Origin of the sequence: Modestobacter sp. VKM Ac-2982, assembly GCF_026967935.1 — a bacterium.
In the GTDB taxonomy this organism is placed as follows: Bacteria; Actinomycetota; Actinomycetes; order Mycobacteriales; family Geodermatophilaceae; genus Modestobacter.
In genome coordinates, this window is record NZ_JAPVBL010000005.1 from 327,164 (window position 1) to 351,499 (window position 24,336).

The window sequence follows — 24,336 nt, forward strand, 5'->3', positions numbered from 1 at the left end:
CGCGCTCAGGGCGCGGGGTCGAGCACGTCGGCGAAGGTGGACGCGATCGTCGTCCAGGACCACCGTTGCTCCACCCACGCCCGGCCGGCTGCGCCCATCGCCCGGGCGCGTGCCGGGTCAGCCAGCAGGTCGGCCAGCACACCCGCGACCGCGGCGGGTGACCGCGGGTCCACGACGTGCCCGGTCACCCCGTCCTGCACGGTCTCCGGCGCCCCGCCCGAGGTGCCGGCGACGACCGGCCGGCCACCGGCGGCCGCCTCCAGGAACACCATGCCCAGCCCCTCGACGTCCAGCCCACCGCGGCGTGTGCGGCACGGCATGGCGAACACGTCCCCGGCCGCGTAGTGCGCCGGCAGGTCCGCCGGTGCCACTCCCCCGGTCAGGACGACCGATCCGGCCAGCCCCCGGGCCGCGACCCTGCGTCGCAGCGCCGGCTCCAGCGGGCCGCCGCCGACCAGCAGCAGCTTCGCCCGGGGGTGCCGGGCCAGCACCTGCAGCCAGCCCTCGACCAGCACGTCCTGCCCCTTGCGCGGCACCAGCCGGGAGACGCAGACCACGACCGGGTCGGACCCGAGGCCGTACCGGGCGCGGACGGCGGCCCCGTCGGCGTCCGGGGTGAACCGGTCGACGTCAACCCCGGGCGAGAGCTGGACCAGCTGCGTGCGGTCCCCCAGCGCCGGGGCCAGCCGACCGTGGGTGTACTCGCTGATGTAGGTGAGCACGTCCAGGCCGGCGGCGATGCGCTGCAGGAGCTGCCGGGCCGCGGGCAGCGCCACCCAGCCGGTCTCGTGGCCGTGCGTGGCCCCGACCAGCCGCTCGACCCCGGCCCGGCGCAGCGCCGGCGCCAGCAGCCCCAGCGGTGCGGCGGCACCGAAGAACGCCGTCCGGCAGCCGTGCTCGCGGGCCAGCCGGGCGGCCGTCCGGGCGGTTCCCGGCGTCGGCAGCAGCATGCCGGTGGGCGCCCGCACCACCGGGTAGGGCAGCGCGGCGTCGTAAACGGCCGAGCCGGGATGGTCCGAGGCCAGCACGACCAGCGACTCCGGCGGCCGGGTGGCCAGCAGGGCGGCGACGAAGGTCTGGATGCCGCCCTGCCGGGGCGGGAAGTCGTTGGTGACGACCAGCGTGCGACCTCCGCTCACCGGTCGCGCACCGCCACCCAGTCGGCGGCGAAGGCGATCCGCTGCGGCGCCGTGGGGTGCGACCCGAAGACCCAGTGCCAGATCGCGGGCGGATCGGGGTCGTTGAGGTTGGCGCCCCCCAGGGCCTGCTGCACCGCCACGAACGAGTCCGCGTCCTCGGTCAGGTCGAGCGCGTGCAGGTCCGCCCGTGCCTCGATGTGCCGGGAGACCAGGTTCTGCACCGGCGTCGAGGCCAGGGTGCCGAGGGAGAGCAACAGCAGCAGCAGGCCCACCACCGCCCCCTCCCCGGGGCCCTCCGCGCCGGCCCGGCGGAGCAGCGGGGTCGAGCCGAGCAGCCAGCCCAGCAGCGCGACGCCCGCCCCGGCGCCCAGCGCCCCGATCAACGTGCCGGTGAGGACGTCGTCGTTGGCCACGTGCCCGAGCTCGTGGGCGGTGATCGAGACGATCTCCTCGTCGGGCCGCTGGTCCAGCAACGTGTCGTAGACGACGATCCGCCGGGTGGAGCCGAAGCCGGAGACGTAGGCGTTCAGCGCGGTGGTGCGCCGGCTGGCGTCGGCGACCAGCACGTCGTCGACCGGCGAGCCGCTGCGCTCGGCGAGCTCGATCAGCTCCGTGCGCAGCGGGCCGGCCGGCATGGACTCGAAGCGGTTGAAGGCCGGCTCGAACACCAGGGGGTACAGGAACGACCCGACGACGACCAACGATGCGGCTGCCGCACCCGCCCACGCCCACCACGTGCGTGGGGTCCGCCGGGCGAGAGCCACGAGCGCCAGCAGACCCAGTGCGGTCAGCCCGGCGGAGATGGCGAAGGACGTGGCGACGTCACGCGCCCACAGGTCCCACCCCCGCGTGGACAGGCCGTAGCGGCGCCGCACCACCTCGCCGTAGGCGGTCAGCGGCAGGGTCACCAGCCGGCCGACGAGCAGGATCACGATCGAGCCGAGCAGCACCTGCCACACCCAGCCACCGCCCAGCGGACGGGCGACGGTCCGGGCGGTCGCCGCGCCGGCCCGGGTGAGCCCGAAGACCGCCGAGACGAGCAGGCTCAGCACCAGGGCCGTCAGCGAGGCCGGGCGCAGCGCCGCGGCGAAGGCCTCGGCCCGGGTCACCTGCTCCGGGTCGAAGGCGGCGCCCGGGTCGACGGGGGTGCGGCCCCCCGGCGGCACCGGCAGCACGTCCCACGGGGTGGCCACCACGATCACGACGACCAGGGCGGCGCCGAGGACCGCGGCCACGAACAGAGCGGCGCGCCGCGACCCGGCGGCTCCTCCCCGGCTCATCCGCGGGCTGTCGAACGAGGCGGGAGGTGCACGACGCCGAGCTTAGGCAGGCTCCCTGTGACCCGGCTGGACGGCCGGATCGCCGGCTCAGCCGAGGATGCGGCGTGCCCCGGCGTACCCGGCCATGTCGACGCTGGTGACCTGCACCGGGACGCCGAAGGTGGCCGCGTGCACCATCTGGCCGTTGCCGATGTACATGCCCACGTGGCTGACCGGGCTGCGGAAGAAGACCAGGTCACCGGGCTGCAGGGCGCTCCGGGAGACCGCGGTCCCCATCGTGGACTGGAGGCGGCTGGAGTGCGGCAGGGCCACCCCGGCCGCCGCGTAGGCGTACTGGGTCAGGCCCGAGCAGTCGAAGGCGTCCGGCCCGCCGGCGGCCCACACGTAGGGGTCACCGAGCTGCGCCATGGCGGTGTCCACGGCGACCTGGGCCGAGGCGCTGGTGGCCACCACCTCGGCCGGCGCCTCGAGCACCGGGCCGGCGTGCTCCACGACCACCTCCTCCTGCTGGACCACGCTCAGCGCGTCGTACTGCGCCTGGTACTCGTCGACCCGCGAGGTGAGGTCGCGCTGGCGGGCGGTGACGTCCTGCAGCGTCTCGGCCGCGGCCGCGGCGGCGGCCTCCGCCTGCGACTGGGCCTGTGCGGCAGCGGTCGCCGCCGCGGTGACCTGGGAGAGGACGTCGTCCGTGTGCCCGGCGATGGCGTCCAGGGTGGTGACCTGGGAGAGGAACTCGTCTGCCGACCCACTGCTCATGAGGGCGTTGAAGCGGGACAGGTGCTCCCCGGTGAATGCGCTGCGGGCGACTCGGCGCACCTGCTCGTCCAGGGCGACCAGCTGCGCCTGGGCATCGGCGACCGCCCGGCCTGCGGCAGCTGCGGCTGCCTGCTGCTCGGCCAGCGTCTCCTGTGCCTCGTTGAACTGCTCGGTGACGACCTCGAGCTCGTGGGTCGCATCGGCGACCAGCTGGGTGGCCTGCTCCGGGCTCGTCGCCTCGGCGACCTGGCCACCCGGTGTGGCAGCGGCGTCGCCCGGCAGGACCGCCAGGGTCAGGCTCGCGGCGACGACGGCCACGATCCCGATGCCCAGCCGGCCGGCGAGACGACCGCAGCGCGCGTGCACCGGGGTGGCGGCGGCGACGAGGGTCGCCGAGGCGGGCAGGGCGCGGGGCTGAGGGCTCGCCACGGGCGGCGGGACTCCGTTTCTCCGATTCGGACCGCCTGCCGGGTCACCCGACGCAGCCGGGCTCTGCACGAGCCCCGGCCGCTGGCACGGTGTCCCGATGCCCGAGACCCACCTCGGTGTCGAGGCGCTCCCCGGTCCACCACCCGGGCGCGGGTCGGCGGTTCGGCGGTGTCCAACCGAGGTCACCCTCTGTGGTGACTTCGTCTCGCTCGGACACGACGAACGTAGGTCCGTGACCGGACCGAGACCTAGCCCCGTCAAACCGCGAATGGACCCCAGGACCTGCCAAATCACAGCAGTGCGATTTGTCAGCTCACGTGGCGGTCGCCGTGAGAGGACGCATCCTGATGACGTAACGGCGGAACCAGCCCGAACTCTGCCAAGGCGCGGACGGCTCGTCGCTCCACGTCGTCCCACTCGACGACCGGGCGCGCGGCCTCGGCGACACGCTCGCCGGGCCGGCTCTCGCCGTCTGCGGTCGCCTCCCCCGGCGCGGCACCGGCCGCCAGCAGGCCCTCGCCGGCCGGGACCCCGGCAGAGACGCCGGGCCGGCGTCGCGTCAGCGGGACGACCGTGGGCGCGCTCCCCCGCCAGTCCGGTGGGGCGCCCAGCAGGACGGTCACGACGCAGTCGTCGCAGCCCTGACCGCGGACGGTGCAGGTGTCGCAGTCGATGAGCACGGCGGCTCTCCTTGTCTCCTGAGGTCCAGACACCGCGGACCGTAGGAGCGACCACCGACAGTTCTGCTCAGCTCCCGGGCGGGGAGCCCGGACGGCTCCGGCCAGCGGCCCCCACCGCTCCGGCCAGCGGCCCCCACGGCTCCGGCCAGCGGCCCCCACGGCTCCGGCCAGCGGCCCCCACGGCTCCGGCCAGCGGCCCCTACGGCGTGGCCTCCCGGGGACTGTCGGACCCCCGACCTAGCGTCCGCGCCGTGCCATCCGTACCTGCCCCGCCCCCAGCAGCACCACCGGGACCACCTCCGGTCCCCCCGACCACCGCGGCGCCCGCCCCCTCACCGTGGCGACAGGTGGCACTGCCCGGCCGGCCCGGGGCCCGGGACGAGCCGCGCTTCCAGCAGGCGACGATCGACGACCTGGGCACCCCGCTGGCCGGGGTCACCTTCGTGGTCGTCGACCTGGAGACCACCGGGGGCTCGCCGAAGAACAGCGCGATCACCGAGATCGGGGCGGTCAAGGTCCGCGGCGGTCAGGTGCTCGGCGAGTTCCAGACCCTGGTCGACCCCGGTCACGAGATCCCGCCCTACATCAGCGTGCTGACCGGGATCACCTCGATGATGGTGGCCGCGGCGCCCCGGATCGACGCGGTGCTGCCGGCCTTCCTGGAGTTCGCCCGCGGCGCCGTCCTCGTGGCCCACAACGCCCCGTTCGACCTCGGGTTCCTACGGGCGGCCTGTGAGGCGAGCGCGGTGCCCTGGCCGGTGTTCGCCTCGGTCGACACCGCCGTCCTGGCCCGCCGGCTGCTCAGCCGTGACGAGGTGCCCAACTGCAAGCTGGCCACGCTGGCGCCCTACTTCTCCACCTCCACGCAGCCCTGCCACCGGGCACTGGACGACGCCCGGGCGACCGTCGACGTCCTGCACGGGCTCTTCGAGCGCCTCGGGCCGCTGGGCATCACCTCGCTCGAGGAGCTGACCGGGCTGACCCGCCAGGTCGACCCGCGCCGTCGCCGCAAGCGTCATCTCGCTGAGCACGTGCCCTCGGGTCCCGGGGTGTACGTCTTCCGCGGCCCGCGCGACGAACCGCTGTACGTCGGCACCTCGGGCGACCTCCGCAGCCGGGTGCGCACCTACTTCTCCGCCGGCGAGCAGCGCAGCCGGATGACCGAGATGATCACCCTCGCCGAGCGGGTCGAGGCGCTGCCGTGCGCGCACGACCTCGAGGCCGCCGTCCGGGAGCTGCGGCTGATCGCCGAGCACAAGCCCCGGTACAACCGGCGGTCCCGGTTCCCCGAGCGCGCCCTGTGGGTCCGGTTGACCGACGAGCCGTTCCCCCGGCTGTCGGTGGTGCGCCGGGTGCGGCCGGGCGCGGGAGCGTTCCTCGGCCCCTTCCCCGACCGGCGGGCAGCCGACACCGCCGTCGCCGCCGTGCACGAGTCCCTGCCGCTGCGCCAGTGCACCTCCCGCCTGTCGCTGACGGTGCTGGGCAGCGCCTGCGCCCTGGCCGGGATGGGCCGGTGCGGGGCGCCCTGCACCGGCGACCAGTCCCGCGAGGAGTACTCCGAGATAGCGGCGGTGTTCCGTGCGGCCGTCGAGTCCGATCCCCGCGACCTGGTGGCCCCGTTGCTGCACCGGGTCGAGCGGCTGGCCGGCGAGGGCCGGTACGAGGAGGCGGCCGTGCTGCGCGACCGGGTGGCCGTGCTGGTCCGGGCGGTCCGGCGGCGACAGCGCCTGCAGTCGCTGGCCACCGTGGCCGAGCTCGTCCTCGCCCGGCCCGACGGCGCCGGGGGCTGGCAGCTGGCGGTGGTCCGTCGGGGCCGACTGGTGGCGGCCGGCGTCGCCGAACGCGGGCGCTCCGTCCGCGGTCACCTGGCCGACCTGCGCGCCACCGCCGAGACCCCGACCGGGCCGGACGACGAGCTGGCCGCCTCCGTCGACGAGACGGAACTGGTGCTGCGCTGGATGGAGAAGCCCGGCACCCGCCTGGTCGACCTGACCGGCACCCTGGCCAGCCGCACCCCGGGCACGGGTGGCTACAGCGGCTTCCTCGCCCAGGTGGACGCCGGCCTCGCCGAGCGCGACCCGTTCGCCGACACCCGGTCGCTCAGCACCCGCAGCCAGCCCGACCGGGTCACCGCGGGTGCGCCGGTGGCAGGCCGGCACGCCGCCGGGCGGCGCGGCCGGGTCGCGACCGGGCTAGCATCCCGGACGTGATCACCGCCATCGTGATGATCGATGCCGCCACCGACTCGATCGGCGAGGTGGCCGAGGCGGTCGCCGCGCTGCCCGGGGTCAGCGAGGTCTACTCCGTCGCCGGCGACGTCGACCTGGTCGCACTCGTCCGCGTGCACGAGTTCGAGGAGATCGCCCAGGTCATCGCCGGGCGGATCAACAAGGTGCCCGGTGTCGTCGACACCGCCACCCACATCGCCTTCCGCGCCTACTCGCGGCACGACCTCGAGGCCGCGTTCTCGATCGGCTTCGAGTCGACCGACCAGTAGCTCACCCCGCGGTTCGGGCGCCCTCGTTCCGGGCCCCCCGGCGGGCAGGGCCGGAGAGCCACCTGGTGCTCACCCGCGCGCGGCGCGGCTGACCCGCACCCAGTCCGCCAGCTTCGCCGCTGCCCTGCCGTCGTCGACGGCGGCCGCAGCCCGTTCCAGCCCCGCCCCCAGCGCGTCGTGCAGCCGCGACCCACGGGCGTCGAACGCGGCGAGCGCCCCGGCCGCGTTGAGCAGCACCGCGTCGCGGACCGGTCCCGGTTCACCCGCCACCAGCCGACGCACGACCTCGGCGTTGACCTCCGGACCGCCTCCGCGCAGCGCCCCCGGCCCGGACACCGGGATGCCCAGCGCCGTCGGGTCCAGCCGCTCGGAGACCACCTCCCCGTCGCGCACCACCCACACCGCCGAGGTCGTGCTGGTGGTGAGCTCGTCCAGCCCGTCGTCCCCGCGGAACACCAGTGCCCGGGTGCCCCGGTCGGCGAGCACCTGGGCCAGCACCGGGGCCATCCGGGTGTCGGCACAGCCGATCGCGGCCGCCACCGGACGGGCCGGGTTCGTCAGCGGGCCCAGGAAGTTGAAGACCGTGCCGATCCCCAGCTCCCGACGCGGCGCGGCGGCATGCCGCATCCCGGGATGGAAGACGGGCGCGAAGAAGAAGCCGATCCCCGCCTCGAGCACGCACCGGGCCACGGACGGGGCCGGCAGGTCGATGACGACCCCGAGCGCCTCGAGGACGTCGGCGGTCCCCGAGGCCGAGGACGCAGCCCGGTTGCCGTGCTTGGCCACGGGGACGCCGGCCGCTGCGGTGACGATCGCGGCCATCGTGGAGATGTTCACCGTCTGCGCGCCGTCGCCCCCGGTGCCGACGATGTCGACACAGTCCATCGGCAGCTGCACCGGGGTGGCCTGTTCCAACATCGTGGCGGCGAGCCCGGAGACCTCCTCCGGTGACTCCCCCTTGGCCCGCAGGGCGACGACGAACCCGGCCACCTGCGCCGGCGTCGCCTCCCCCGTCATGACCTGCCGCATCGCCCAGCGGGTGTCCTCGACCCCGAGGTGCTCACCGCGGGTGAGCCGGGTGAGCAGGCCGGGCCAGGTCGGGCTGGCTGACGTCATCGGGTCAGCGACGGACGGACGGGCGCTGTGCTGCCCGGTCCCGCAGCAGCCCGGCGACGACCTGGGGCGCGGTCAGCGGGTCCACCGGGTAGGCCAACGTGGCGTCGGCCATCGACCAGTGGGCCAGCCAGCGGTCCGCCTGCCGGGCGATGAGCACCACCAGTTGGGGGCAGTCGGCGATCTCGTGCTTCAGCTGGCGACTGATCCCCATGCCACCGGTGGGCTGGGCCTCACCGTCCAGCACGCACAGGTCGACGCCGCCGCGGTCGACGGCCGCCACCACCTCGTCGGCGGTCGCGCACTCCAGGTACGTGAGCGGTCCCACGTCGGCGGCCGGCGCGTTGCCCAGGGCCGTCCGGACGGCGGTGCGGACCTCGGCCCGCTGGCTGAAGACCAGCACGGTGGCCGGTGCGGAGTCGGGGCTCACCCTCGCGAGCCTAGTGCCCGGAGGAAGAGGGGCGGGAAGGCGGCGTGCCGAGCCGCTCCCGGGTGGCCGGACCGGGCGCGCCACGCCCACCCACCCCGCGTCGTGGGACGGCTGTCCCGATGCCATGATGAGCCGGTGACAACGGCCCCCGTGGCGAGCAGCACCTTCGACACCTCGCGGGTGCACTCCCTGACCCGACCGAACATGGTCAGCGTCGGCACGATCGTCTGGCTCGCCAGTGAGCTGATGTTCTTCGCCGGCCTGTTCGCCATGTACTTCACCGCCCGTGCCCGAGCCGAGGACGGCTGGCCGCCGGAGCCGACCGAGCTGAACGTGCCGTACGCGCTGGCCTTCACGCTGATCCTGGTCGCCTCGTCGGTGACCTGCCAGTACGGCGTCTTCGCCGCTGAGATCGGCAACGTCTACGGACTGCGGCGCTGGTTCACCATCACGTTCGTGATGGGGCTGACCTTCGTGCTCGGCCAGATGTGGGAGTACCGCACCCTGGTCGTCGACCACGGCACGACGATCTCCTCGTCGTCGTACGGGTCGGTGTTCTACCTGACGACGGGCTTCCACGCCCTGCACGTGATCGGCGGCCTCATCGCCTTCGTCTTCGTGCTCATCCGGTCCACGATGGGCCGTTTCACACCCGCCCAGGCGACCTCGGCGATCGTCGTGTCCTATTACTGGCACTTCGTCGACGTCGTGTGGGTGGGCCTCTTCATCACGATCTACCTGATCAAGTAGGGAACCGGGTGTCCACCACGAACGCCTCGTCCGAAGCCCCTCTCGAGGGCGGCCGCCGCGGGTTGCTGCGTCGCCGGCCAGCCGCTGGAACGCCGGCCGCCGCCGCCCGTGACCGGCGCCGCTCCAAGCAGCGCCGCCGCCTGGCCAACGTGGCCGGGTTGATGGCCGCCCTGGTCCTGACCGGGGTCGGCTACTCCGCCTTCGCCCCGGGGGCGATCGCCGCTGACGAACAGTCGGACACGGAGTCCATCGCCGTCGAAGCCGGCCGCGAGCTCTACGTCCTCAGCTGCATCACCTGCCACGGTTCCAACCTGCAGGGCGTGGAGGACCGCGGCCCGTCGCTCATCGGCGTCGGCTCGGCCTCCGTCTACTTCCAGGTCTCCACCGGCCGCATGCCGCTGGTCCGCCAGGAGGCCCAGGCGCCCGAGCACCCGGTCATCTTCACCGAGGCGGAGATCGCCCAGCTGATGGCCTACGTCCAGGCAAACGGTGGCGGCCCCTCCGTCCCCTCGGGCGACCTGCGCGACGGCGAGCTGGCCGAGGGCGGTGAGCTGTTCCGCCTCAACTGCGCCTCCTGCCACAACTTCGTCGGGGAGGGCGGTGCCCTCTCCTCCGGCAAGCGGGCACCCTCGCTGGACGGCCTGACCGACGAGCAGATCTACGCGGCCATGCTGACCGGTCCGGAGAACATGCCGGTCTTCGGTGACAACCAGCTGACGCCGGAGGAGAAGCGCTCGGTCATCGACTACGTGCAGACGATCCAGGACCAGGCCGACCCCGGTGGCGCCCCGATCGGCCGCGCCGGTCCGGTCGCCGAGGGCCTGGTGATCTGGGTCGCCGGTGTCGGCGCCCTGCTGTTCGGGATCTTCTGGATGGGGACGAAGGCGTGAGCACGACCGACAAGAACCCCGGTTCGGCCGGCGGGGACCGCGCCAGCGGACCCAGCCACGGCGGCCCGGACGACGAGTACACGCCGGCCCAGCTCGCCGCGATGGACCGCACGGAGCTGGACCGGCTGGGTGCCCGCTACGACGGCGTCGAGGTGCTCCACGTCGAACCCGGCCCCGTTCCGGGTTCGGCACTGGAGAAGCAGGCCACCCGCCAGGTGACGATGTGGTTCGCCCTCGCCGGGGTGTTCGCCGTGGCCTTCCTGGTCGTCTACGCCGGTTCCGGGTGGTTCCTCCCCGACTGGGAGTGGGAGGTGGGGGCCGCTCCCTGGAGCGCGCTGTTCACCCCGCTGCTCGGTCTGGCGATGGGCCTGTCGCTGCTGTGCATCGGCATCGGCCTGGTCCAGTACGTCAAGAAGCTGCTTCCCCACGAGACCGCGGTCCAGGACAAGCACGACGGTTCCCACTTCGACCGCGTCACCACCGGCGCCACCCTCATGAGCGGCCTGGACAAGTCGGGGCTCCCCCGCCGCAAGCTGCTCCTGGGCACGATCGGTGGGATGGGTGTCGCGTTCGGCGCCATGCTCATCGCCCCGCTCGGTGGCCTCATCAAGAACCCGAACACCGGCAACCCGCTCGGCACCACGTCGTGGGCCGAGGGCGTCCGCCTGCTGCGCGACGACGGCACTCCGATCCGCCCCGGCGACCAGCAGCCCGGTTCCCTGGAGACGGTCTTCCCGGCCGTCGCCGGCGGCAACTTCCAGGCAGACGCGGCGACCATGCTGATCCGGCTCCGGCCGGAGCAGCAGCTCAGCGAGGAGCCGAGGGAAGGTCAGGCCGACTTCTCCTACGGCGACTACGTCGCCTACTCGAAGATCTGCACCCACGCCGGGTGCCCGGTCGGGCTCTACGAGCAGGAGACGGGCCGCATCCTCTGCCCCTGTCATCAGTCGCAGTTCCTGGTGACCCAGGGCGCGAAGCCGGTCTTCGGTCCGGCGACCCGCCCACTCCCCCAGCTGCCCATCACGGTCGACGACGAGGGCTACTTCGTGGCACGGAGCGACTACATTGAGGCAGTCGGCCCCACCTACTGGAACCGGGAACGGATCTGATGGCCACCACCACGGCGGCGCCTGGTGCGCCGACGACCAAGATCGGGCAAGCAGCCCTCGAGGTCGACGATCGCCTGATCGTCGCCGGTCCGCTCCGCCGGACGCTGAACAAGGTCTTCCCCGACCACTGGTCCTTCCTGCTCGGGGAGATCGCGCTCTACGCGTTCATGATCCTGCTGGTGTCGGGCACCTACCTGACGTTCTTCTACGACGCCAGCATGGAAGAGGTCGTCTACGAGGGCGTCTACGCACCCCTGCGGGGCGTGGAGATGTCGGCGGCCTACGAGTCGACCCTCGGGCTCTCCTTCGACGTCCGCGGCGGGCTGCTGATCCGGCAGATCCACCACTGGGCAGCCCTGCTGTTCGTGGCCGCGATCGTCATCCACCTCATCCGCATCTTCTTCACCGGTGCGTTCCGGCGGCCGCGTGAGACCAACTGGCTGATCGGCGTCGTCCTGCTCGTCCTGGCGCTGCTCATGGGCGTCACCGGCTACTCCCTCCCCGACGACCTCCTGTCGGGAACGGGCCTGCGGATCATCAGCGCGATCATCCTGTCGCTCCCGGTCATCGGCACCTGGGCGCACTGGGCCGTCTTCAACGGCGACTACGTCGGCACGGAGATCATCGGGCGCTTCTACATCGCCCACGTGCTGATCATCCCGGCGATCCTGCTCGCACTGATCGCCGCGCACCTGCTGATCCTGGTCAAGCAGAAGCACACCCAGTTCCCGGGTGCCGGTCGCACGGAGCACAACGTCGTCGGGAACCGGCTCTTCCCCACCTTCGCCGGCAAGGCGACGGCCCTCTTGTTCATCGTGTTCGGGTTGTGCGCCGCCCTGGGTGGTCTCGTCCAGATCAACCCGATCTGGCTGTGGGGTCCGTACAACCCGGCGCAGGTGTCGGCCGGTTCGCAGCCGGACTGGTACATCGGCTTCCTCGATGGTTCGACCCGGCTCTTCCCGGCCTGGGACATCAACCTGCCCGGCGACTACACGATCCCGGCGCTGTTCTGGCCGACCGTCGTCGGTGCCGGCCTGATGTTCACCGTGCTCGCGCTCTACCCGATGATCGAGCGCAAGCTGACCGGGGACACGGCGTCCCACCACCTGCTGCAGCGCCCCCGTGACGTCCCGGTCCGGACGGCGGTGGGGGCCATGGCGCTGACGTTCTACGTCGTGCTGTGGATCTCCGGTGGCAACGACGTCATCGCGGACAAGTTCGACATCAGCCTCAACGCGATGACGTGGTTCGGTCGGATCGGTTGCCTGGTGCTCCCGCCCTTCGCCTACTGGATGACCTACCGCCTGTGCCTGGGGCTCCAGCGGCACGACCGCGAGGTCCTCGAGCACGGCATCGAGACCGGGGTCATCCGGCGGCTGCCCAGTGGTGAGTTCATCGAGGTGCACCAGCCCCTCGGCCCGGTGGACGAGCACGGTCACGGTCAGCTGGCCTACGGCGGGGCCTCGGTGCCCAAGAAGATGAACCAGGTCGGCGGCGCACGCCGGGCGATCAAGGGCTTCTTCAAGCCGATCGAGGAGCCGGCCGAGGTGCAGCGGCAGGCCGAGCTCGAAGCCCGCGGGCTGGAGGCGGAGCAGTCCGACCGCCAGACCATCAGCTCTGGTCGACCGTCCGAGGGCGGGCGTCCCTCCGAGGGCGGGCGGCCGCAGGCTCCGCGCGACTGACCCACCGCAGCGAACAGCAGGCCCCGACGGACTCCTCCGTCGGGGCCTGCTGTCTTCACGGCTGGGTGCCGTGGCCCAACCGGGCAGGGGGCTGCCGGCCAGGGGGCTGCCGGCCAGGGGGCTGCCCGTGCCGCCGGCCGGCACCCCCACACTCCGCCGTCGCACCGGCGCTCGGGCTCGGGCTCGGGCTGACGGGGCGGCATGCCGATCTGTAGCGGCGTGTCCACCCGCTCAGTCCGTGATCGTCGGGAAGGCGGCCGTCTGCTGGTCACCAGTGAAGGCCCTCCGGCGCCGCCGGTCCTCACCACACCGCAGGATGGGCGTGACCCGCCCGCTGTGGTGGCCCTCAGTGCCCTCTGACTCCCTGCCGCCGGCTCGTAGCCGGCAGGGGCCTGGCTCTGCTCAGCCCACCCCCACGGCACGCGGCAGCGCGGCACGCGGCACGCGGCACGCGGCACGCGGCTCGCGGCACGCGGCACGCGGCAGCTCCCTTCCGCCGCCCGAGGTCCCGAGGCCTGCTGTGGGGCGCCCTGCTCGGATGCCGCGTCACCCTCGCCGCGGGCACCTGCGCCACGGAGGCATCCGCACGCGCTGGGCATCTCACGGCTGGACCTCTCCACGCCCGGGCCCTCCGGTGGCAGCGGCGTCCCCCAGGGCCCTGGACCGCGTCCCGGCCGGGTTCGCCTCCCTCCGGCGATGGGCGGCCCTGGCGGAGGATGCACGTCCCTGGCGGGAGGATGGGCGGCCCTGCTGAGAACTGGTCCGCTCACCCACGACGCTCGGCTGACGTTCTGAGGTCCTCCTGGCTCAGCGGAGGCCGGCCGGCGACCAGTTCCCGGCCACCTCAGCCTGCGCCTGGTCGGTGTGCGGGTACGGACGCCGAGCGGGGCCCCTTCCCGACTGGGAAGGGGCCCCGCTGAGTCGTGCGGTCCTGCTGGCGATCAGCTGTGCGCGTTCTGCCCGACGTAGTACTCGAACAGCAGCCCACCGATGGTCACGATGAGCGCCACGGCACCGATGAGCACCAGCCACGGGTACCAGAAGGCCAGCGCGAGGCCCATGATGCCGGCGGAGAAGGCCAGCCCGAAGGGCCAGTAGCTCGCCGGGCTGAAGAAGCCCAGTTCGCCCGCCCCGTCGGCGATCTCGGCGTCCTTGCGGTCCTCGGGGCGCTCGTCGATGCGACGGCTCACGAACCAGAAGAAGCCACCGATGAGGGCGGTGAGGCCACCCGACAGAGCCAGCGCCGTCGTCCCGATCGGCTCACGCGCCCAGAAGCCGTAGACCACCGCGGTCACCAGGCAGAACACCGTGATCAAGTTGAAGATGAGTGCTTCGACCTTCACGGCCGCTCCTCCTGGTAGTGCGGGGTGATCGCGTCAGTCATCCGAGGCCACCGCCTGCTCGCGCTGAGGCGCGAACGGCTGCGTGGAGACCGCATTGCCGGGCTCGTCGATGAGCACCAGGGCGTCGTAGGTCGACAGTCCGTCCTCGCGCGCTTCGAGGTAGGTCTCGTATGCGTCGGGCGTGACCGACCGCAGCTCGAAGTTCATGAACGCGTGGTAGGTGCCGCACAGCTCGGCGCAGCGGCCGACGTAGGCGCCTTCCTCGCGGACCGTGACCTCGAAGACGTTGTCCCGGCCGTTGTCCTGGCCCGGGATGATGTCCAGCTTGAAGAGGAACTCCGGCACCCAGAAGGAGTGGATGACGTCCGCCGAGGCCAGCTCGAACCGGATCGTCCGGTCGGTGGGGACCACGAGGATCGGGATCTCCGTGCTGGTGCCGACGGTCGAGACCGCTTCACCCGCCTCGGTCTCCGTCTCCGGGTAGACGAACTGCCAGTTCCACTTGAAGGCGTTGACCGCCACCGTGACGTCGGGGTCCTCGCTGACGTCACGGACCTCGTTCTGGGTGTTCACGGTGAAGAAGAAGAGCACCGCGATGATCAGGAACGGGATGATCGTGTAGACGACCTCGAGCGGGAGGTTGTAGGCGGTCTGCCGGGGCAGCTCGTTCCCGCGCTTCCGGTACCGGATCGTCGCGTAGGCGATGAGCGCCCACACCCCGATGCCGACCACCAGGGCAGCGATCGTCGAACCGATCCACAGGTCGTGCATCGCCTCGGCCTGGTCGGTGATGCCCTCAGGCCATCCCCAACTGACCCAACTGCCCGTCAGTTCGCACCCGCTGAGCGTCAGCGCTCCCAGGAGACCGAGCCCGGCGACCTTCGCCAGCTTGCTGCGTCGAGCCACTGCCCGCTGCCTCCTCATCCCCCGCGTGGCGACGCCACGCGGTCTCACCGGCGGGTGCTCCTCGGTTGCCCGACGGGCTCTGCCCACCCCGACCACAGTCTCGCCGAGACTAGCCGACCCCGCCTGTCGTTCCGGGGGCGGGAGGACCGCCCCGGCGGGTCGCCCGGGGCCGCTGGTCGGACGCGGTCGATGGCGTCCACTCCGGCGGGCGGCGAGCCCGGCGCCGACCGCCGGCGTGGGGTCGACGTGCTCCGGACCACGCCCTGGGCGACGGCCTGCCGCCGGTCCCGGCGGTTACAGTCGCGGGCGTGTACCGACGCCTGCTCAGCCCCGGGTGGCTCTTCATGCACCTGGTGGTCGTGGCGCTCTTCGTGATGACGTTCTTCCTCGGCTACTGGCAGTTGACGAAGGCCGAGGCCGGTGGCGGTGCCGTCAACTGGAGCTACGCGCTCCAGTGGCCGCTGTACGGGTTCATGGGCCTGGGCTTCTACCTCAAGATGTGCAAGGACGAGCTGGCCCGGGACCCCGCGGACGACGAGCCCGGTTCCTCGCTGGTGCTCTACCAGCGGCCGCGGATCGACACCACGGGCGATCCGGAGCTGGCTGCCTACAACGCCTACCTCGCCGAGCTCAACGAGAAGGCGCTCCGGCCCGGGAGCAGCAGTGACCGCTGACCGCACGGCGACCGCCTCGCGTCTGCCGCGCGCGCTCGCCCGCCGGGTCGGACAGGACGTCCCGGCTGCGCTGCGCCGCTACCGGGTGATGGCGTGGGTCGTCGGCGTCCTGCTGATCGCCCTCGTCCTGGTCGCCGTCCCGCTGAAGTACCTCGCCGAGGTCGAGGGCCCCGTGGAGGTCATCGGCACCGCGCACGGCTGGCTCTACGCGATCTTCTTCGTGACCGCTTGCGACCTGGCGCTCCGCGCCCGGTGGACGATCAAGGGCTCGGTGCTGGTGCTGCTGGCCGGCACGGTGCCCATCCTGTCGTTCCTCGCCGAGCGGATCGCGACCCGCAAGACCCGCGCCGGCGAGCGCGTCTGACCCCGGGGCCGTCGGCCCCGTTCCCTCCCCCCACCACCTGGAGACCTCCCGCATGTGCGGCCTGCTGGCCTACCTGTCCACCGACGCCGAAAGGGTCGACGAGCAGACGGTCTCCGGTGTGCAACACGCCCTGCGGTGCCTGCGGCACCGTGGCCCCGATGACCGGGAGGTCTGGTCGGACCGGCACGCGGTGCTGGGCTTCAACCGGCTGGCGTTCATCGACATCGAGGGCAGCCCCCAGCCGATGCCCTACGCCGAGGGCCGGTACCGGATCGTCTTCAACGGCGAGATCTACAACTACCTCGAGCTGCGTGAGGAGCTGAAGGCCGCCGGCGCCACGTTCGCCACCGAGGGCGACACCGAGGCGATCGTCGCGGGCTACCACCTGTGGGGCGAGGCGATCGTCCCGCGGCTGCGCGGCATGTTCGCGTTCGTCATCTGGGACACCCGGACCGGGACGGCCTTCGGCGCCCGGGACGCCTTCGGCATCAAGCCCCTGTTCACCGCCCGTCTGGCCGACGGTGGCCTGGTCTTCAGCTCGGAGAAGAAGGCCCTGCTGGAGCTGCTGGGCGGCACCCCGGGCGCCGGCGGCGTCGACCCGGCGTCGCTGCAGCACTACCTGACCCTGCAGTACGTCCCCGAGCCCGCCACCCTCCACCGGGGGATCCGGCGGATCGAGAGCGGGACGAGCTTCACCGTCGTGGACGGCGAGCTGCACACGAAGCGCTGGTTCCACCCGTCGTTCCGGTCGCAGCCGGTCGCCCCGGGAGGCGAGCAGGCGCTGTTCGACCGGATCGCCGAGGTGCTCGACGACTCGGTGGCCAAGCACATGCGCGCCGACGTCACGGTCGGCTCGTTCCTCTCCAGCGGCATCGACTCCACGGCGATCGCCGCACTGGCCCACAAGTACAACGACGACCTGGTCACCTTCACCGTCGGCTTCCAGCGGGAGGCCACCTCGGAGGTGGACATCGCCGCCGAGTCCGCGGCGATCCTCGGCGTGAGGCACGTTCCGGTCGAGATCACCGCGCAGGAGTTCGCCGATGCGATCCCCGCGGTCGTCTGGTACCTGGACGACCCGGTCGCCGACCCGGCGCTCGTGCCGCTCTACTTCGTGGCCCGCGAGGCCCGCAAGCACGTCAAGGTGGTGCTCTCCGGCGAGGGCGCCGACGAGCTGTTCGGCGGCTACACGATCTACCGGGAGCCCCTGAGCCTGGCCTGGGCGTCGAAGCTCCCGGCCGCCGGCCGCCGCGCACTGGGCGGGTTGTCGCGACTGGTGCCCGAGGGCGTCCGGGGGCAGGACCTGCTGCGCCGGGCGTCGATCCCGCTCGAGGAGCGGTACTACGGCAACGCCCGCAACCTCAACGCCGACGAGCTCGCCCAGCTGCTGCCCGGCCGCGACCCCGACCTCTCGCACGTCACGGTCACCGAGGCCCTCTACCGGCAGACCCGCGAGGCCGGCTACGACGACGTGACGGCGATGCAGTACGTCGACCTCTTCACCTGGCTCCGCGGCGACATCCTGGTCAAGGCCGACAAGATGACCATGGCCAACTCCCTCGAGCTGCGGGTGCCGTTCCTGGACCCGGAGGTCTTCGCCCTGGCCAGCAGCCTGCCGCTGGAGATGCGGGTGCCGAGCCGGGGTGACGCCACCAAGTACGCACTGCGGCAGGCGATGCGGCAGATCGTCCCGCCGAAGATCATGAACCGGCGCAAGCTGGGCTTCCCGGTGCCGACGGCGGAGTTCCTGGCCGGTCCGTTGCACGACTGGGCCCGGGGCATCGTGAGCGACAGCCAGACCGACGAGTGGCTCGACCGCGACCACGTGCTCGGCCTGCTGGACCGGCTGCGTGCGGCCGAGGTGCCCAGCAAGCGGATCGCCCGGCAGGTCTGGGGGGTGCTGGTCTTCATGATCTGGCACGGGATCTTCGTCGAGGAGCGGATCACCCCGGAGATCCCGGAGCCGGTCTACCCGGTCCGGCTGTGATCCGCGTCCGGGGGCTGAGGGAACACTCCCCCAGCCCCCGGACGCGACGAGGCCCGGCACCCCTCGCGGGGTGCCGGGCCTCGTGCGTTCGGGCTAACCGGCGATCAGTGGAACGAGTCGCCGCAGGCGCAGGAACCGCCCGCGTTCGGGTTGTCGATGGTGAAGCCCTGCTTCTCGATGGTGTCGACGAAGTCGATCGTCGCGCCGCTGAGGTACGGGATGCTCATCCGGTCGACGATGACCTCGACGCCACCGAACTCGAAGGTCTGGTCGCCGTCGAGGAAGCGCTCGTCGAAGAACAGCTGGTACCGGAGGCCCGAGCAACCACCCGGCTGCACTGCGATCCGCAGCCGCAGGTCGTCGCGACCCTCCTGCTCCAGCAGCGTCTTCACCTTCAGGGCGGCGGGGTCGCTGAGGATGACGCCGGTGGCGCCGGGGGCCTGCGTGTCCTGCACGGTCATGTCGTGGTCCTCCCACACTCGAGGGTGTCCTGCTCGGCCCGCCACGGAGGACGGGCTCTCAGAACGGCCAACACCGCCGGGGCGGAGCTGCTTCCCACTGTACGGCGCGATCGGAGCACGGGCGGCCTGCACACTGCCCACCGGAGGGACACCGCCCGCCGGGACCCCCGTCGAGGCTTCACGGCCACGTAGACTCCGCAGCCGTGAAGCTCCGCCTGCCCGGCCGCCGTCCCGCCTCCGACACGACGCCGGACGCCGCCGCCGTCACCCCCCACGGGTCCACGGCGGTCGGCACGACGGGCAAGGGTCGGCCGACCCCTCGGCGCAACCAGGCCCAGGGGCGTCGCACCGGCCCGGTGCCGCCGCCGCCGACCACGCGCAAGGAGGCGTACAAGCGGATGCGCGAGCAGCAGGCCGCCGGGCGTGGCACCACGCGTGCCGCTGCCGCCCGTGGCGACGACAGCGCGCTGCCCGCCCGGGATCGCGGCCCGGTCCGCCGGTTGGTCCGCGACGTCGTCGACGCCCGCCGCAACGCAGGCAGCTTCTTCCTGGCCGTGGCTGCACTCGTGCTGGTCGGCTACTTCATCCCCGTCCCGGCGGTGCAGAGCTACACCGTGTTCGTCTGGTTCGCCTTCTTCCTCGTGATCATCGGGGACTCCTTCCTCCTCGGCCGCAAGATCAAGGCGAAGGTCCAGGAGCGCTTCCCGAACACCGACCAGAAGATGCGCAGCCTGGTCTGGTACGGCATCAGCCGCGCGACGATGATCCGCCGCTGGCGCTTCCCCAAGCCGCAGGTCCCGCTGGGCGCCGAGGTCTGAGGGACGGCCGCTGCTCCCGGTTGTTGAGCCGCGCTAAGTAGTGTCCCGACCGTGCACACACGACGCCTCGGCCGCTCCGGCCTGACCATCTCCGAGATCGCCTACGGCAACTGGCTGACCCACGGCAGCCAGGTCGAGGAGGACGCCGCCCACGCCTGTGTCCGGGCCGCCCTCGATGCGGGGATCACCACCTTCGACACCGCCGACGTCTACGCCGGCACGAAGGCCGAGTCGGTCCTGGGCCGGGCGCTGGCCGGCCAGCGCCGGGAGGGCCTGGAGATCTTCACGAAGGTCTACTGGCCCACCGGCCCGGGGGCCAACGACCGCGGGCTGTCCCGCAAGCACATCGTCGAGAGCTGCAATGCGTCGCTGAAGCGGCTGCAGACCGACTACGTCGACCTGTACCAGGCGCACCGGTACGACTCCTCGGTGCCGCTGGAGGAGACGATGACCGCCTTCGCCGACCTGGTGCGGCAGGGCAAGGTCCTCTACCTGGGCGTCTCGGAGTGGCGCGCCGAGGAGATCGCCGCCGCTGCCGAGCTCGCTCGCGAGCTGAAGGTGCAGCTGATCAGCAACCAGCCCCAGTACTCGATGCTGTGGCGGGTCATCGAGGCGGAGGTGGTGCCCACCAGCGAGCAGGAGGGTCTCTCCCAGATCGTCTGGTCGCCGCTGGCCCAGGGCGTGCTCACCGGCAAGTACCTGCCCGGCCAGCAGCCACCGGCCGACAGCCGCGGCGGGCACGCCACCGTGGGCGGGTCGATGAAGGACTACCTGACCGACGACGTGCTCACCCGCGTCCAGCAGTTGCGGCCCATCGCCGACGAGCTGGGCCTGTCGATGGCCCAGCTGGCGGTGGCCTGGGTCCTGCAGAACGGCAACGTGGCCGCGGCGATCATCGGCGCCAGCCGGCCCGAGCAGGTGCACGACAACGTCAAGGCCGCCGGCGTCCAGCTGCCGCCGGAGGTCATGACCCGCATCGACGAGGCCCTGGGCGACGTGGTGGTCCGCGACCCCGCCAAGACCTCGCGGGGCTGACGGAGCCCCCTCCCGAGCTCAGCACGGGGAGTGGGACGAGGACACGGGGCGGACGTCGTTGCGGCGTCCGCCCCGGTTCAGCTGGCCGCCAGGCCCATCGGGCCGTACACCCGCTCCCCGTCCTCCTGCAGCGTCACCGTGGCGACCCCGCGCTCCAGCAGGTCACGCCAGGCCTCCCCCAGCCAGGACTCGGCGTCGCCCTGGTTGTCGCACTCGGGCACCTCCACCCCGAGCGCGGCAGGGTCGATCGGTGCACCCGAGGGGTCTTCCAGCTGCCAGGTCCAGCTCATGGCGGCAGGCTAGCGATCCCGCGGCCTCGGGGCAGCCCCGAACAGAGCGACTCCGGGCCAACTGCTCCGGTGCACGCATTGGCGATCTTGGTTTACGCGGTAAGCACCCGGGCATGGTGCAGGACACCACCCACGCCCGACACCGCGGAGGACGAATGAGCCAGCTCACCATGAGCGCCGGCGCCAGCCGGGTGGAGACACCTCCGCCCGCGCCCGAGAACGCATCCACCGGTCAGCTGATCGGTCAGCTGTCCGACCAGCTGACCACCCTGGTCCGGGACGAGATGCGCCTCGCCCAGGTCGAGGTCAGCGCCAAGGCGAAGAAGTTCGGCCTGGGCGCCGGCCTCTTCGGTGGTGCCGGCCTGTTCGGCTTCCTCGGGCTCCAGGTGCTCGTCGCCGCCGCAGTGCTGGCCCTCGCGCTCGCCCTCCCGGGCTGGCTGGCCGCCGTCGTCGTCGCCGTGGTGCTGTTCGTGGTCGCCGGCGTGCTGGCCCTCATCGGCAAGAAGGACGTCCAACAGGCAGCGCCGCCGGTGCCGACCGAGGCCATCTCGAGCATCAAGACCGACGTCGCCACCGTGAAGGAGAGTGCGTCCCGATGACCGGACCCGACGAGACCCCCTCGGGGGGCAAGCCCGACCCCGATGCCATCCGCGCCGACATCGAGCAGACCCGGGAGCAGCTCGGCCGCACGGTCGACGAGCTGAGCCACCGGCTCGACGTCCCGGCCCGGGCCCAGGAGCGCGTCGACCAGGCCAAGAGCTCGGCGCTGGAGAGCGCCAACCGGACCAAGGACACGGCGGTCGAGACCTACCGGGAGAACCCGCCCGCCGTCATCGGTGGCGGTGTGGCGGCCCTGACCGCGCTCGTCGGGCTGCTCGCCTGGCGACGGAAGCGCCGGCAGACCGCGGCCGAGCGCGCGGCGGCCAAGGAGGCCGCCCGGCGTCGCGCAGCCGCCCAGAAGGCGGCCGAGCGCGCCGGCAAGGAGCGGGCAGTCGCCCGGAAGAAGGCCGCGAAGCGGGCCGAGGCGCGCCGGAAGGCTGCGATCGCGAGCCTCAGCGCACGCAAGCGCAGCGCCACCAAGCAGCTCTCCACGGCGGAGCGGGCGGCCTCGAAGCAGCTGTCCGCCACACAGCAGGCCGCCGCTGCCCGGCTGCGGGCCGGCGAGCGCGTCGCGGTGAAGCGGGTCTCGGCGACCCAGCGGGCTGCCGGCCGGCGGCTGCCGCGCCGTCGCTCCGGGTGGCGGCGGACCTTGGCCGAGCTGAGCCGCTGAGCCGCCGGTGGGGTCCGGGCGACCGGGCCCCACCGTTCCACCTGCAGACCCGAGACAAGGGGATGAGACCGATGGCCGACGACGGGCGGCAGGGCAGCGCCGTGGAGAACATCCGCGCGCGGGTCCAGGAGAAGGCCGAACGGCGGGCCGCACAGCGGGCCGCGGAGGCGCGTGTCGCCGGCAACGGCGAGGGCAGCGGCGCCTCGTCGTCGGCCGTCGTCCGCGGCGAGCGGCGCGAAGCCGCCCGGCCGGCCCCGGAGGTACCCGACTCCCAGGAGATGCCGGGCATCGACGCCGACCGCCCGACGGACATCCCGAAGCGCGGTTGGCTGCAGATCGTCAAGCGGTCCTGGGCGGAGAACAACGCCGACAACATGCCGATCATCGCCGGTGGGGTGGCCTTCTTCGCCTTCCTCTCGATCTTCCCGGCGCTGATCGCAACCATCTCCATCTACGGCCTGGTCGCCTCCCCCGAGCAGGTCACCCAGCAGATCGAGTCGCTGTCCGACCAGCTCCCGGAGAGCGCCCAGGACATCCTCACCGAGCAGCTGACCGACATCACCAGCAACGCCGGCGGCGCGCTCACCTTCGGGTTGATCGCCTCGGTGCTCGGCGCGCTGTGGACGGCGTCCGGCGGTGTCAACAACATGGTGAAGGCGGTGAACATCGCCTACGACGAGGTCGAGACCCGCAACTTCCTCAAGCTGCGCGCGCTCTCCCTGGTGCTCACCCTGGGCGCGATCGTCTTCATCCTCATCACCTTCGCCCTCATCGCCGTGGTCCCGGTGGTGCTGGACGTGCTCCCGCTGGGCGGTGTCGGCACGGTCCTGGCCCAGGTCCTGCGCTGGGTGCTCCTGCTGGCCGTGGTGGTCGGTTCCCTGGCGGTCCTCTACCGGGTCGCCCCGGACCGGGACGCGCCGAAGATCCGCTGGGTCAGCCTCGGCTCCCTGGTGGTCACCGTCATCTGGGCGGTCGTCAGCGTCGCCTTCAGCTTCTACGTGAACAACTTCGGTTCCTACAACGAGACGTACGGCGCGATCGCCGGCGTCATCGTGTTGATGCTGTGGCTGTACCTGACCTGCTACCTGGTGCTGCTGGGCGCGGAGATCAACGCCGAGACCGAGCACCAGACCGCGCGGGACACCACCCAGGGCGACCCGGAGCCGATGGGCAAGCGGGACGCCGTGGTCGCCGACGAGATGCCCGACCCGCCCGTGCCGGCCAAGTGACGGGCCGGGCAGCGCCTCAGCGGACGTGCGAGGGGACGAAGGGCGGACGGCGGACGACGACCGCCTGAGGCCGCCCCCGCACGTCGACGGCGACCTCGACCCCCTCGGCGACGCCGGCGGACCTGTCCAGCAGCGCGAGCGCGATCCCGGTCCGCAGGGTCGGGGAGAACGTGCCGCTGGTGACCTCCCCGATCCGCGAGCCGTCGGCGCCGAGGACGAGCATCCCCGGCCGCGGGATGCCCCGTCCGGGCGCCTGCAGGCCCCACAGCTGACGGACCGGCCCGGCCGCCTTCTCCGCCAGCAGCGCCTCGCGCCCCCAGAAGGCGCTCTTGCCCCAGCCCACGGCCCAACCCGACCGCGCCTGGTTGGGCGTGATGTCCCGCGACAGCTCGTGGCCGTGCAGCGGGTAGCCCATCTCGGTGCGCAGGGTGTCCCGGGCGCCGAGACCGCACGGCCGGATCTGCTCGGGCGCGCCGGCGGCCAGCAGCGCATCCCAGAGCTGGGCGGCACGGTCAGCGGCGACGAGCAGCTCGTAGCCGTGCTCGCCGGTGTAGCCGGTGCGACAGACGGTGACCTCGTCCCCGCCGGAGCCGGGCGTCTCCGCGAAGGACATGTAGGACAGCCCGCCGGGCAGGCCGACCGCCGCCAGCACCTCGGGTGAACGCGGACCTTGCAGCGCGAGGACGGCGACCTCGGTGTGCCGGTCGGTGACGGTGACACCCGCCGGCGCCTCGGCCGAGAGCCGGGCCAGCACGTCGGCGGCGTTGGCGGCGTTCGGCACGAGCAGGACGTCGTCCGGGCCGTGCAGGTAGGCGATCAGGTCGTCGACCACTCCCCCGGCCTGCGGCTCACCGTCGGGCAGACAGCACAGCGTGTACTGGGCCTGACCGGGCCCGATCTTCCCCAGGTCGTTGGTCAGGCAGGCGTTCACGAACTCGGCGGCCCCCGGGCCACGCACCGTGCCGGTGCCCAGGTGCGAGACGTCGAAGAGCCCGACCCCCTCCCGGACGGCGGTGTGCTCGGCCAGCACGCCACCACCGGAGTACTCGATCGGCATGGACCAGCCACCGAAGTCGGCGAACTTCGCGCCGGCGGCGACGTGGCGATCGTGCAGCGGGGAGGTCAGGGGGCTCACCGTCAGCACGCTAGTGGTCGGCGACCTGCCGGTCGTACGCCGTCCTCACCACCTCCTTACGATCGTCGG

At 72.6% G+C, this 24,336-nt stretch carries 25 protein-coding genes; 14 read left to right on the plus strand and 11 right to left on the minus strand.

The annotated features are described in order from the left end of the window. Positions 1-5: 5 nt before the first annotated feature. The 4 genes from O2W20_RS18955 to O2W20_RS18970 form a co-directional block, all read right to left on the minus strand. A complete protein-coding gene (locus O2W20_RS18955; RefSeq protein ID WP_269171625.1) occupies positions 6-1,139 on the minus strand; it encodes a glycosyltransferase family 4 protein in 1,134 nt (377 codons plus the stop codon). Next, a complete protein-coding gene (locus O2W20_RS18960) occupies positions 1,136-2,419 on the minus strand; it encodes a M48 family metallopeptidase (protein WP_269171624.1) in 1,284 nt (427 codons plus the stop codon). Before O2W20_RS18960 ends, O2W20_RS18955 begins: the two co-directional genes overlap by 4 nt. An 87-nt stretch (positions 2,420-2,506) precedes the next feature. Continuing rightward, positions 2,507-3,604, minus strand: coding sequence for a C40 family peptidase (locus tag O2W20_RS18965; RefSeq protein ID WP_269171623.1), 1,098 nt, complete (start codon positions 3,602-3,604; stop codon positions 2,507-2,509). Between the two features lie 308 nt (positions 3,605-3,912). Further along, positions 3,913-4,284 (minus strand): hypothetical protein, encoded by a 372-nt coding sequence (locus tag O2W20_RS18970; RefSeq protein ID WP_331254126.1) that lies wholly within the window; start codon positions 4,282-4,284, stop codon positions 3,913-3,915. 347 nt (positions 4,285-4,631) lie between these two features. Here O2W20_RS18970 and O2W20_RS18975 point away from each other — a divergent pair, with 347 nt between their 5' ends. After that, the gene (locus O2W20_RS18975; protein ID WP_269171622.1) at positions 4,632-6,494 is read left to right on the plus strand and encodes a DEDD exonuclease domain-containing protein; all 1,863 of its coding nucleotides are present in this window, start codon (positions 4,632-4,634) and stop codon (positions 6,492-6,494) included. Beyond that, positions 6,491-6,781: an Lrp/AsnC family transcriptional regulator gene (locus O2W20_RS18980; RefSeq protein WP_269157032.1), complete on the plus strand. Its 291-nt coding sequence runs from the start codon at positions 6,491-6,493 to the stop codon at positions 6,779-6,781. Before O2W20_RS18975 ends, O2W20_RS18980 begins: the two co-directional genes overlap by 4 nt. A 69-nt stretch (positions 6,782-6,850) precedes the next feature. Here the strand turns inward: O2W20_RS18980 and trpD are convergent, their stop codons facing one another. Next, positions 6,851-7,897 carry an anthranilate phosphoribosyltransferase gene (gene trpD / locus O2W20_RS18985; RefSeq protein ID WP_269171621.1) on the minus strand — a complete coding sequence of 349 codons (1,047 nt, stop codon included), beginning with the start codon at positions 7,895-7,897 and terminating at the stop codon, positions 6,851-6,853. Positions 7,898-7,901: 4 nt separating this feature from the next. Next, positions 7,902-8,324, minus strand: a complete 423-nt coding sequence (locus O2W20_RS18990) for a hypothetical protein (protein WP_269171620.1) — start codon at positions 8,322-8,324, stop codon at positions 7,902-7,904. Between the two features lie 135 nt (positions 8,325-8,459). On the opposite strand from O2W20_RS18990, the gene ctaE reads away from it, so the two are divergent. From ctaE to qcrB, 4 genes are read left to right on the plus strand one after another with little or no spacing between them, the layout of a single operon-like run. Continuing rightward, on the plus strand, positions 8,460-9,074 hold the full coding sequence (ctaE, locus tag O2W20_RS18995; RefSeq protein ID WP_331253722.1) for an aa3-type cytochrome oxidase subunit III: 615 nt from the start codon (positions 8,460-8,462) through the stop codon (positions 9,072-9,074). Between the two features lie 8 nt (positions 9,075-9,082). After that, the gene (gene qcrC, locus O2W20_RS19000) at positions 9,083-9,964 is read left to right on the plus strand and encodes a cytochrome bc1 complex diheme cytochrome c subunit (RefSeq protein WP_269171619.1); all 882 of its coding nucleotides are present in this window, start codon (positions 9,083-9,085) and stop codon (positions 9,962-9,964) included. After that, positions 9,961-11,073 carry a cytochrome bc1 complex Rieske iron-sulfur subunit gene (gene qcrA, locus O2W20_RS19005; protein ID WP_269171618.1) on the plus strand — a complete coding sequence of 371 codons (1,113 nt, stop codon included), beginning with the start codon at positions 9,961-9,963 and terminating at the stop codon, positions 11,071-11,073. Before qcrC ends, qcrA begins: the two co-directional genes overlap by 4 nt. Beyond that, positions 11,073-12,755 (plus strand): cytochrome bc1 complex cytochrome b subunit, encoded by a 1,683-nt coding sequence (qcrB, locus tag O2W20_RS19010; protein ID WP_269171617.1) that lies wholly within the window; start codon positions 11,073-11,075, stop codon positions 12,753-12,755. The genes qcrA and qcrB overlap by 1 nt, the downstream gene beginning before the upstream one ends. A gap of 941 nt (positions 12,756-13,696) precedes the next feature. Here qcrB and O2W20_RS19015 read toward each other — a convergent pair. Together O2W20_RS19015 and ctaC are read right to left on the minus strand one after the other, a co-directional pair. Beyond that, a complete protein-coding gene (locus tag O2W20_RS19015; RefSeq protein WP_269171616.1) occupies positions 13,697-14,098 on the minus strand; it encodes a cytochrome c oxidase subunit 4 in 402 nt (133 codons plus the stop codon). A 33-nt stretch (positions 14,099-14,131) separates the two neighbouring features. Next, a complete protein-coding gene (gene ctaC, locus O2W20_RS19020) occupies positions 14,132-15,004 on the minus strand; it encodes an aa3-type cytochrome oxidase subunit II (protein WP_269171615.1) in 873 nt (290 codons plus the stop codon). Between the two features lie 308 nt (positions 15,005-15,312). Between ctaC and O2W20_RS19025 the strand changes: the two genes are divergently transcribed. From O2W20_RS19025 to asnB, 3 genes are read left to right on the plus strand one after another with little or no spacing between them, the layout of a single operon-like run. Next, on the plus strand, positions 15,313-15,678 hold the full coding sequence (locus O2W20_RS19025) for a metalloprotease (protein ID WP_269157040.1): 366 nt from the start codon (positions 15,313-15,315) through the stop codon (positions 15,676-15,678). Then, on the plus strand, positions 15,668-16,042 hold the full coding sequence (locus O2W20_RS19030) for a DUF3817 domain-containing protein (protein WP_269171614.1): 375 nt from the start codon (positions 15,668-15,670) through the stop codon (positions 16,040-16,042). The genes O2W20_RS19025 and O2W20_RS19030 overlap by 11 nt, the downstream gene beginning before the upstream one ends. A gap of 52 nt (positions 16,043-16,094) precedes the next feature. Next, a complete protein-coding gene (gene asnB / locus O2W20_RS19035) occupies positions 16,095-18,029 on the plus strand; it encodes an asparagine synthase (glutamine-hydrolyzing) (RefSeq protein WP_269171613.1) in 1,935 nt (644 codons plus the stop codon). Between the two features lie 104 nt (positions 18,030-18,133). Here asnB and O2W20_RS19040 read toward each other — a convergent pair whose 3' ends face one another. Continuing rightward, positions 18,134-18,490: a HesB/IscA family protein gene (locus O2W20_RS19040; RefSeq protein WP_036334939.1), complete on the minus strand. Its 357-nt coding sequence runs from the start codon at positions 18,488-18,490 to the stop codon at positions 18,134-18,136. A 203-nt stretch (positions 18,491-18,693) separates the two neighbouring features. Between O2W20_RS19040 and O2W20_RS19045 the strand changes: the two genes are divergently transcribed. Both O2W20_RS19045 and O2W20_RS19050 read left to right on the plus strand, forming a co-directional pair. Further along, a complete protein-coding gene (locus O2W20_RS19045; RefSeq protein WP_269171612.1) occupies positions 18,694-19,308 on the plus strand; it encodes a DUF3043 domain-containing protein in 615 nt (204 codons plus the stop codon). Positions 19,309-19,359: 51 nt separating this feature from the next. Continuing rightward, on the plus strand, positions 19,360-20,343 hold the full coding sequence (locus O2W20_RS19050) for an aldo/keto reductase family protein (protein ID WP_269171611.1): 984 nt from the start codon (positions 19,360-19,362) through the stop codon (positions 20,341-20,343). Between the two features lie 77 nt (positions 20,344-20,420). Here the strand turns inward: O2W20_RS19050 and O2W20_RS19055 are convergent, their stop codons facing one another. Next, complete coding sequence (locus tag O2W20_RS19055; RefSeq protein WP_269157046.1) at positions 20,421-20,633, minus strand: hypothetical protein; 213 nt, start codon at positions 20,631-20,633, stop codon at positions 20,421-20,423. 155 nt (positions 20,634-20,788) lie between these two features. Between O2W20_RS19055 and O2W20_RS19060 the strand changes: the two genes are divergently transcribed. The 3 genes from O2W20_RS19060 to O2W20_RS19070 all read left to right on the plus strand — a co-directional run bounded on the left by O2W20_RS19060 (position 20,789) and on the right by O2W20_RS19070 (position 23,132). Continuing rightward, entirely contained in the window at positions 20,789-21,232 is a 444-nt protein-coding gene (locus O2W20_RS19060; RefSeq protein WP_269171610.1) for a phage holin family protein, read from the plus strand. Further along, entirely contained in the window at positions 21,229-21,903 is a 675-nt protein-coding gene (locus tag O2W20_RS19065) for a DUF3618 domain-containing protein (RefSeq protein WP_269171609.1), read from the plus strand. Before O2W20_RS19060 ends, O2W20_RS19065 begins: the two co-directional genes overlap by 4 nt. 71 nt (positions 21,904-21,974) lie before the next feature. Beyond that, positions 21,975-23,132: a YihY/virulence factor BrkB family protein gene (locus O2W20_RS19070; protein WP_269171608.1), complete on the plus strand. Its 1,158-nt coding sequence runs from the start codon at positions 21,975-21,977 to the stop codon at positions 23,130-23,132. A gap of 16 nt (positions 23,133-23,148) precedes the next feature. Here the strand turns inward: O2W20_RS19070 and gcvT are convergent, their stop codons facing one another. Next, positions 23,149-24,267, minus strand: coding sequence for a glycine cleavage system aminomethyltransferase GcvT (gcvT, locus tag O2W20_RS19075; protein ID WP_269171607.1), 1,119 nt, complete (start codon positions 24,265-24,267; stop codon positions 23,149-23,151). Between the last annotated feature and the right edge of the window lie 69 nt (positions 24,268-24,336).

Excerpts from the sequence above, each read along its gene's own strand:
- O2W20_RS18960 (WP_269171624.1), bottom strand. The coding sequence starts at position 2,419 with ATGAGCCGGGGAGGAGCCGCCGGGTCGCGGCGCGCCGCTCTGTTCGTG.
- trpD (WP_269171621.1), bottom strand. The coding sequence starts at position 7,897 with ATGACGTCAGCCAGCCCGACCTGGCCCGGCCTGCTCACCCGGCTCACC.
- qcrB (WP_269171617.1), top strand. The coding sequence starts at position 11,073 with ATGGCCACCACCACGGCGGCGCCTGGTGCGCCGACGACCAAGATCGGG.
- asnB (WP_269171613.1), top strand. The coding sequence starts at position 16,095 with ATGTGCGGCCTGCTGGCCTACCTGTCCACCGACGCCGAAAGGGTCGAC.
- O2W20_RS19040 (WP_036334939.1), bottom strand. The coding sequence starts at position 18,490 with ATGACCGTGCAGGACACGCAGGCCCCCGGCGCCACCGGCGTCATCCTC.
- O2W20_RS19055 (WP_269157046.1), bottom strand. The coding sequence starts at position 20,633 with ATGAGCTGGACCTGGCAGCTGGAAGACCCCTCGGGTGCACCGATCGAC.
- O2W20_RS19060 (WP_269171610.1), top strand. The coding sequence starts at position 20,789 with ATGAGCCAGCTCACCATGAGCGCCGGCGCCAGCCGGGTGGAGACACCT.
- O2W20_RS19065 (WP_269171609.1), top strand. The coding sequence starts at position 21,229 with ATGACCGGACCCGACGAGACCCCCTCGGGGGGCAAGCCCGACCCCGAT.
- O2W20_RS19070 (WP_269171608.1), top strand. The coding sequence starts at position 21,975 with ATGGCCGACGACGGGCGGCAGGGCAGCGCCGTGGAGAACATCCGCGCG.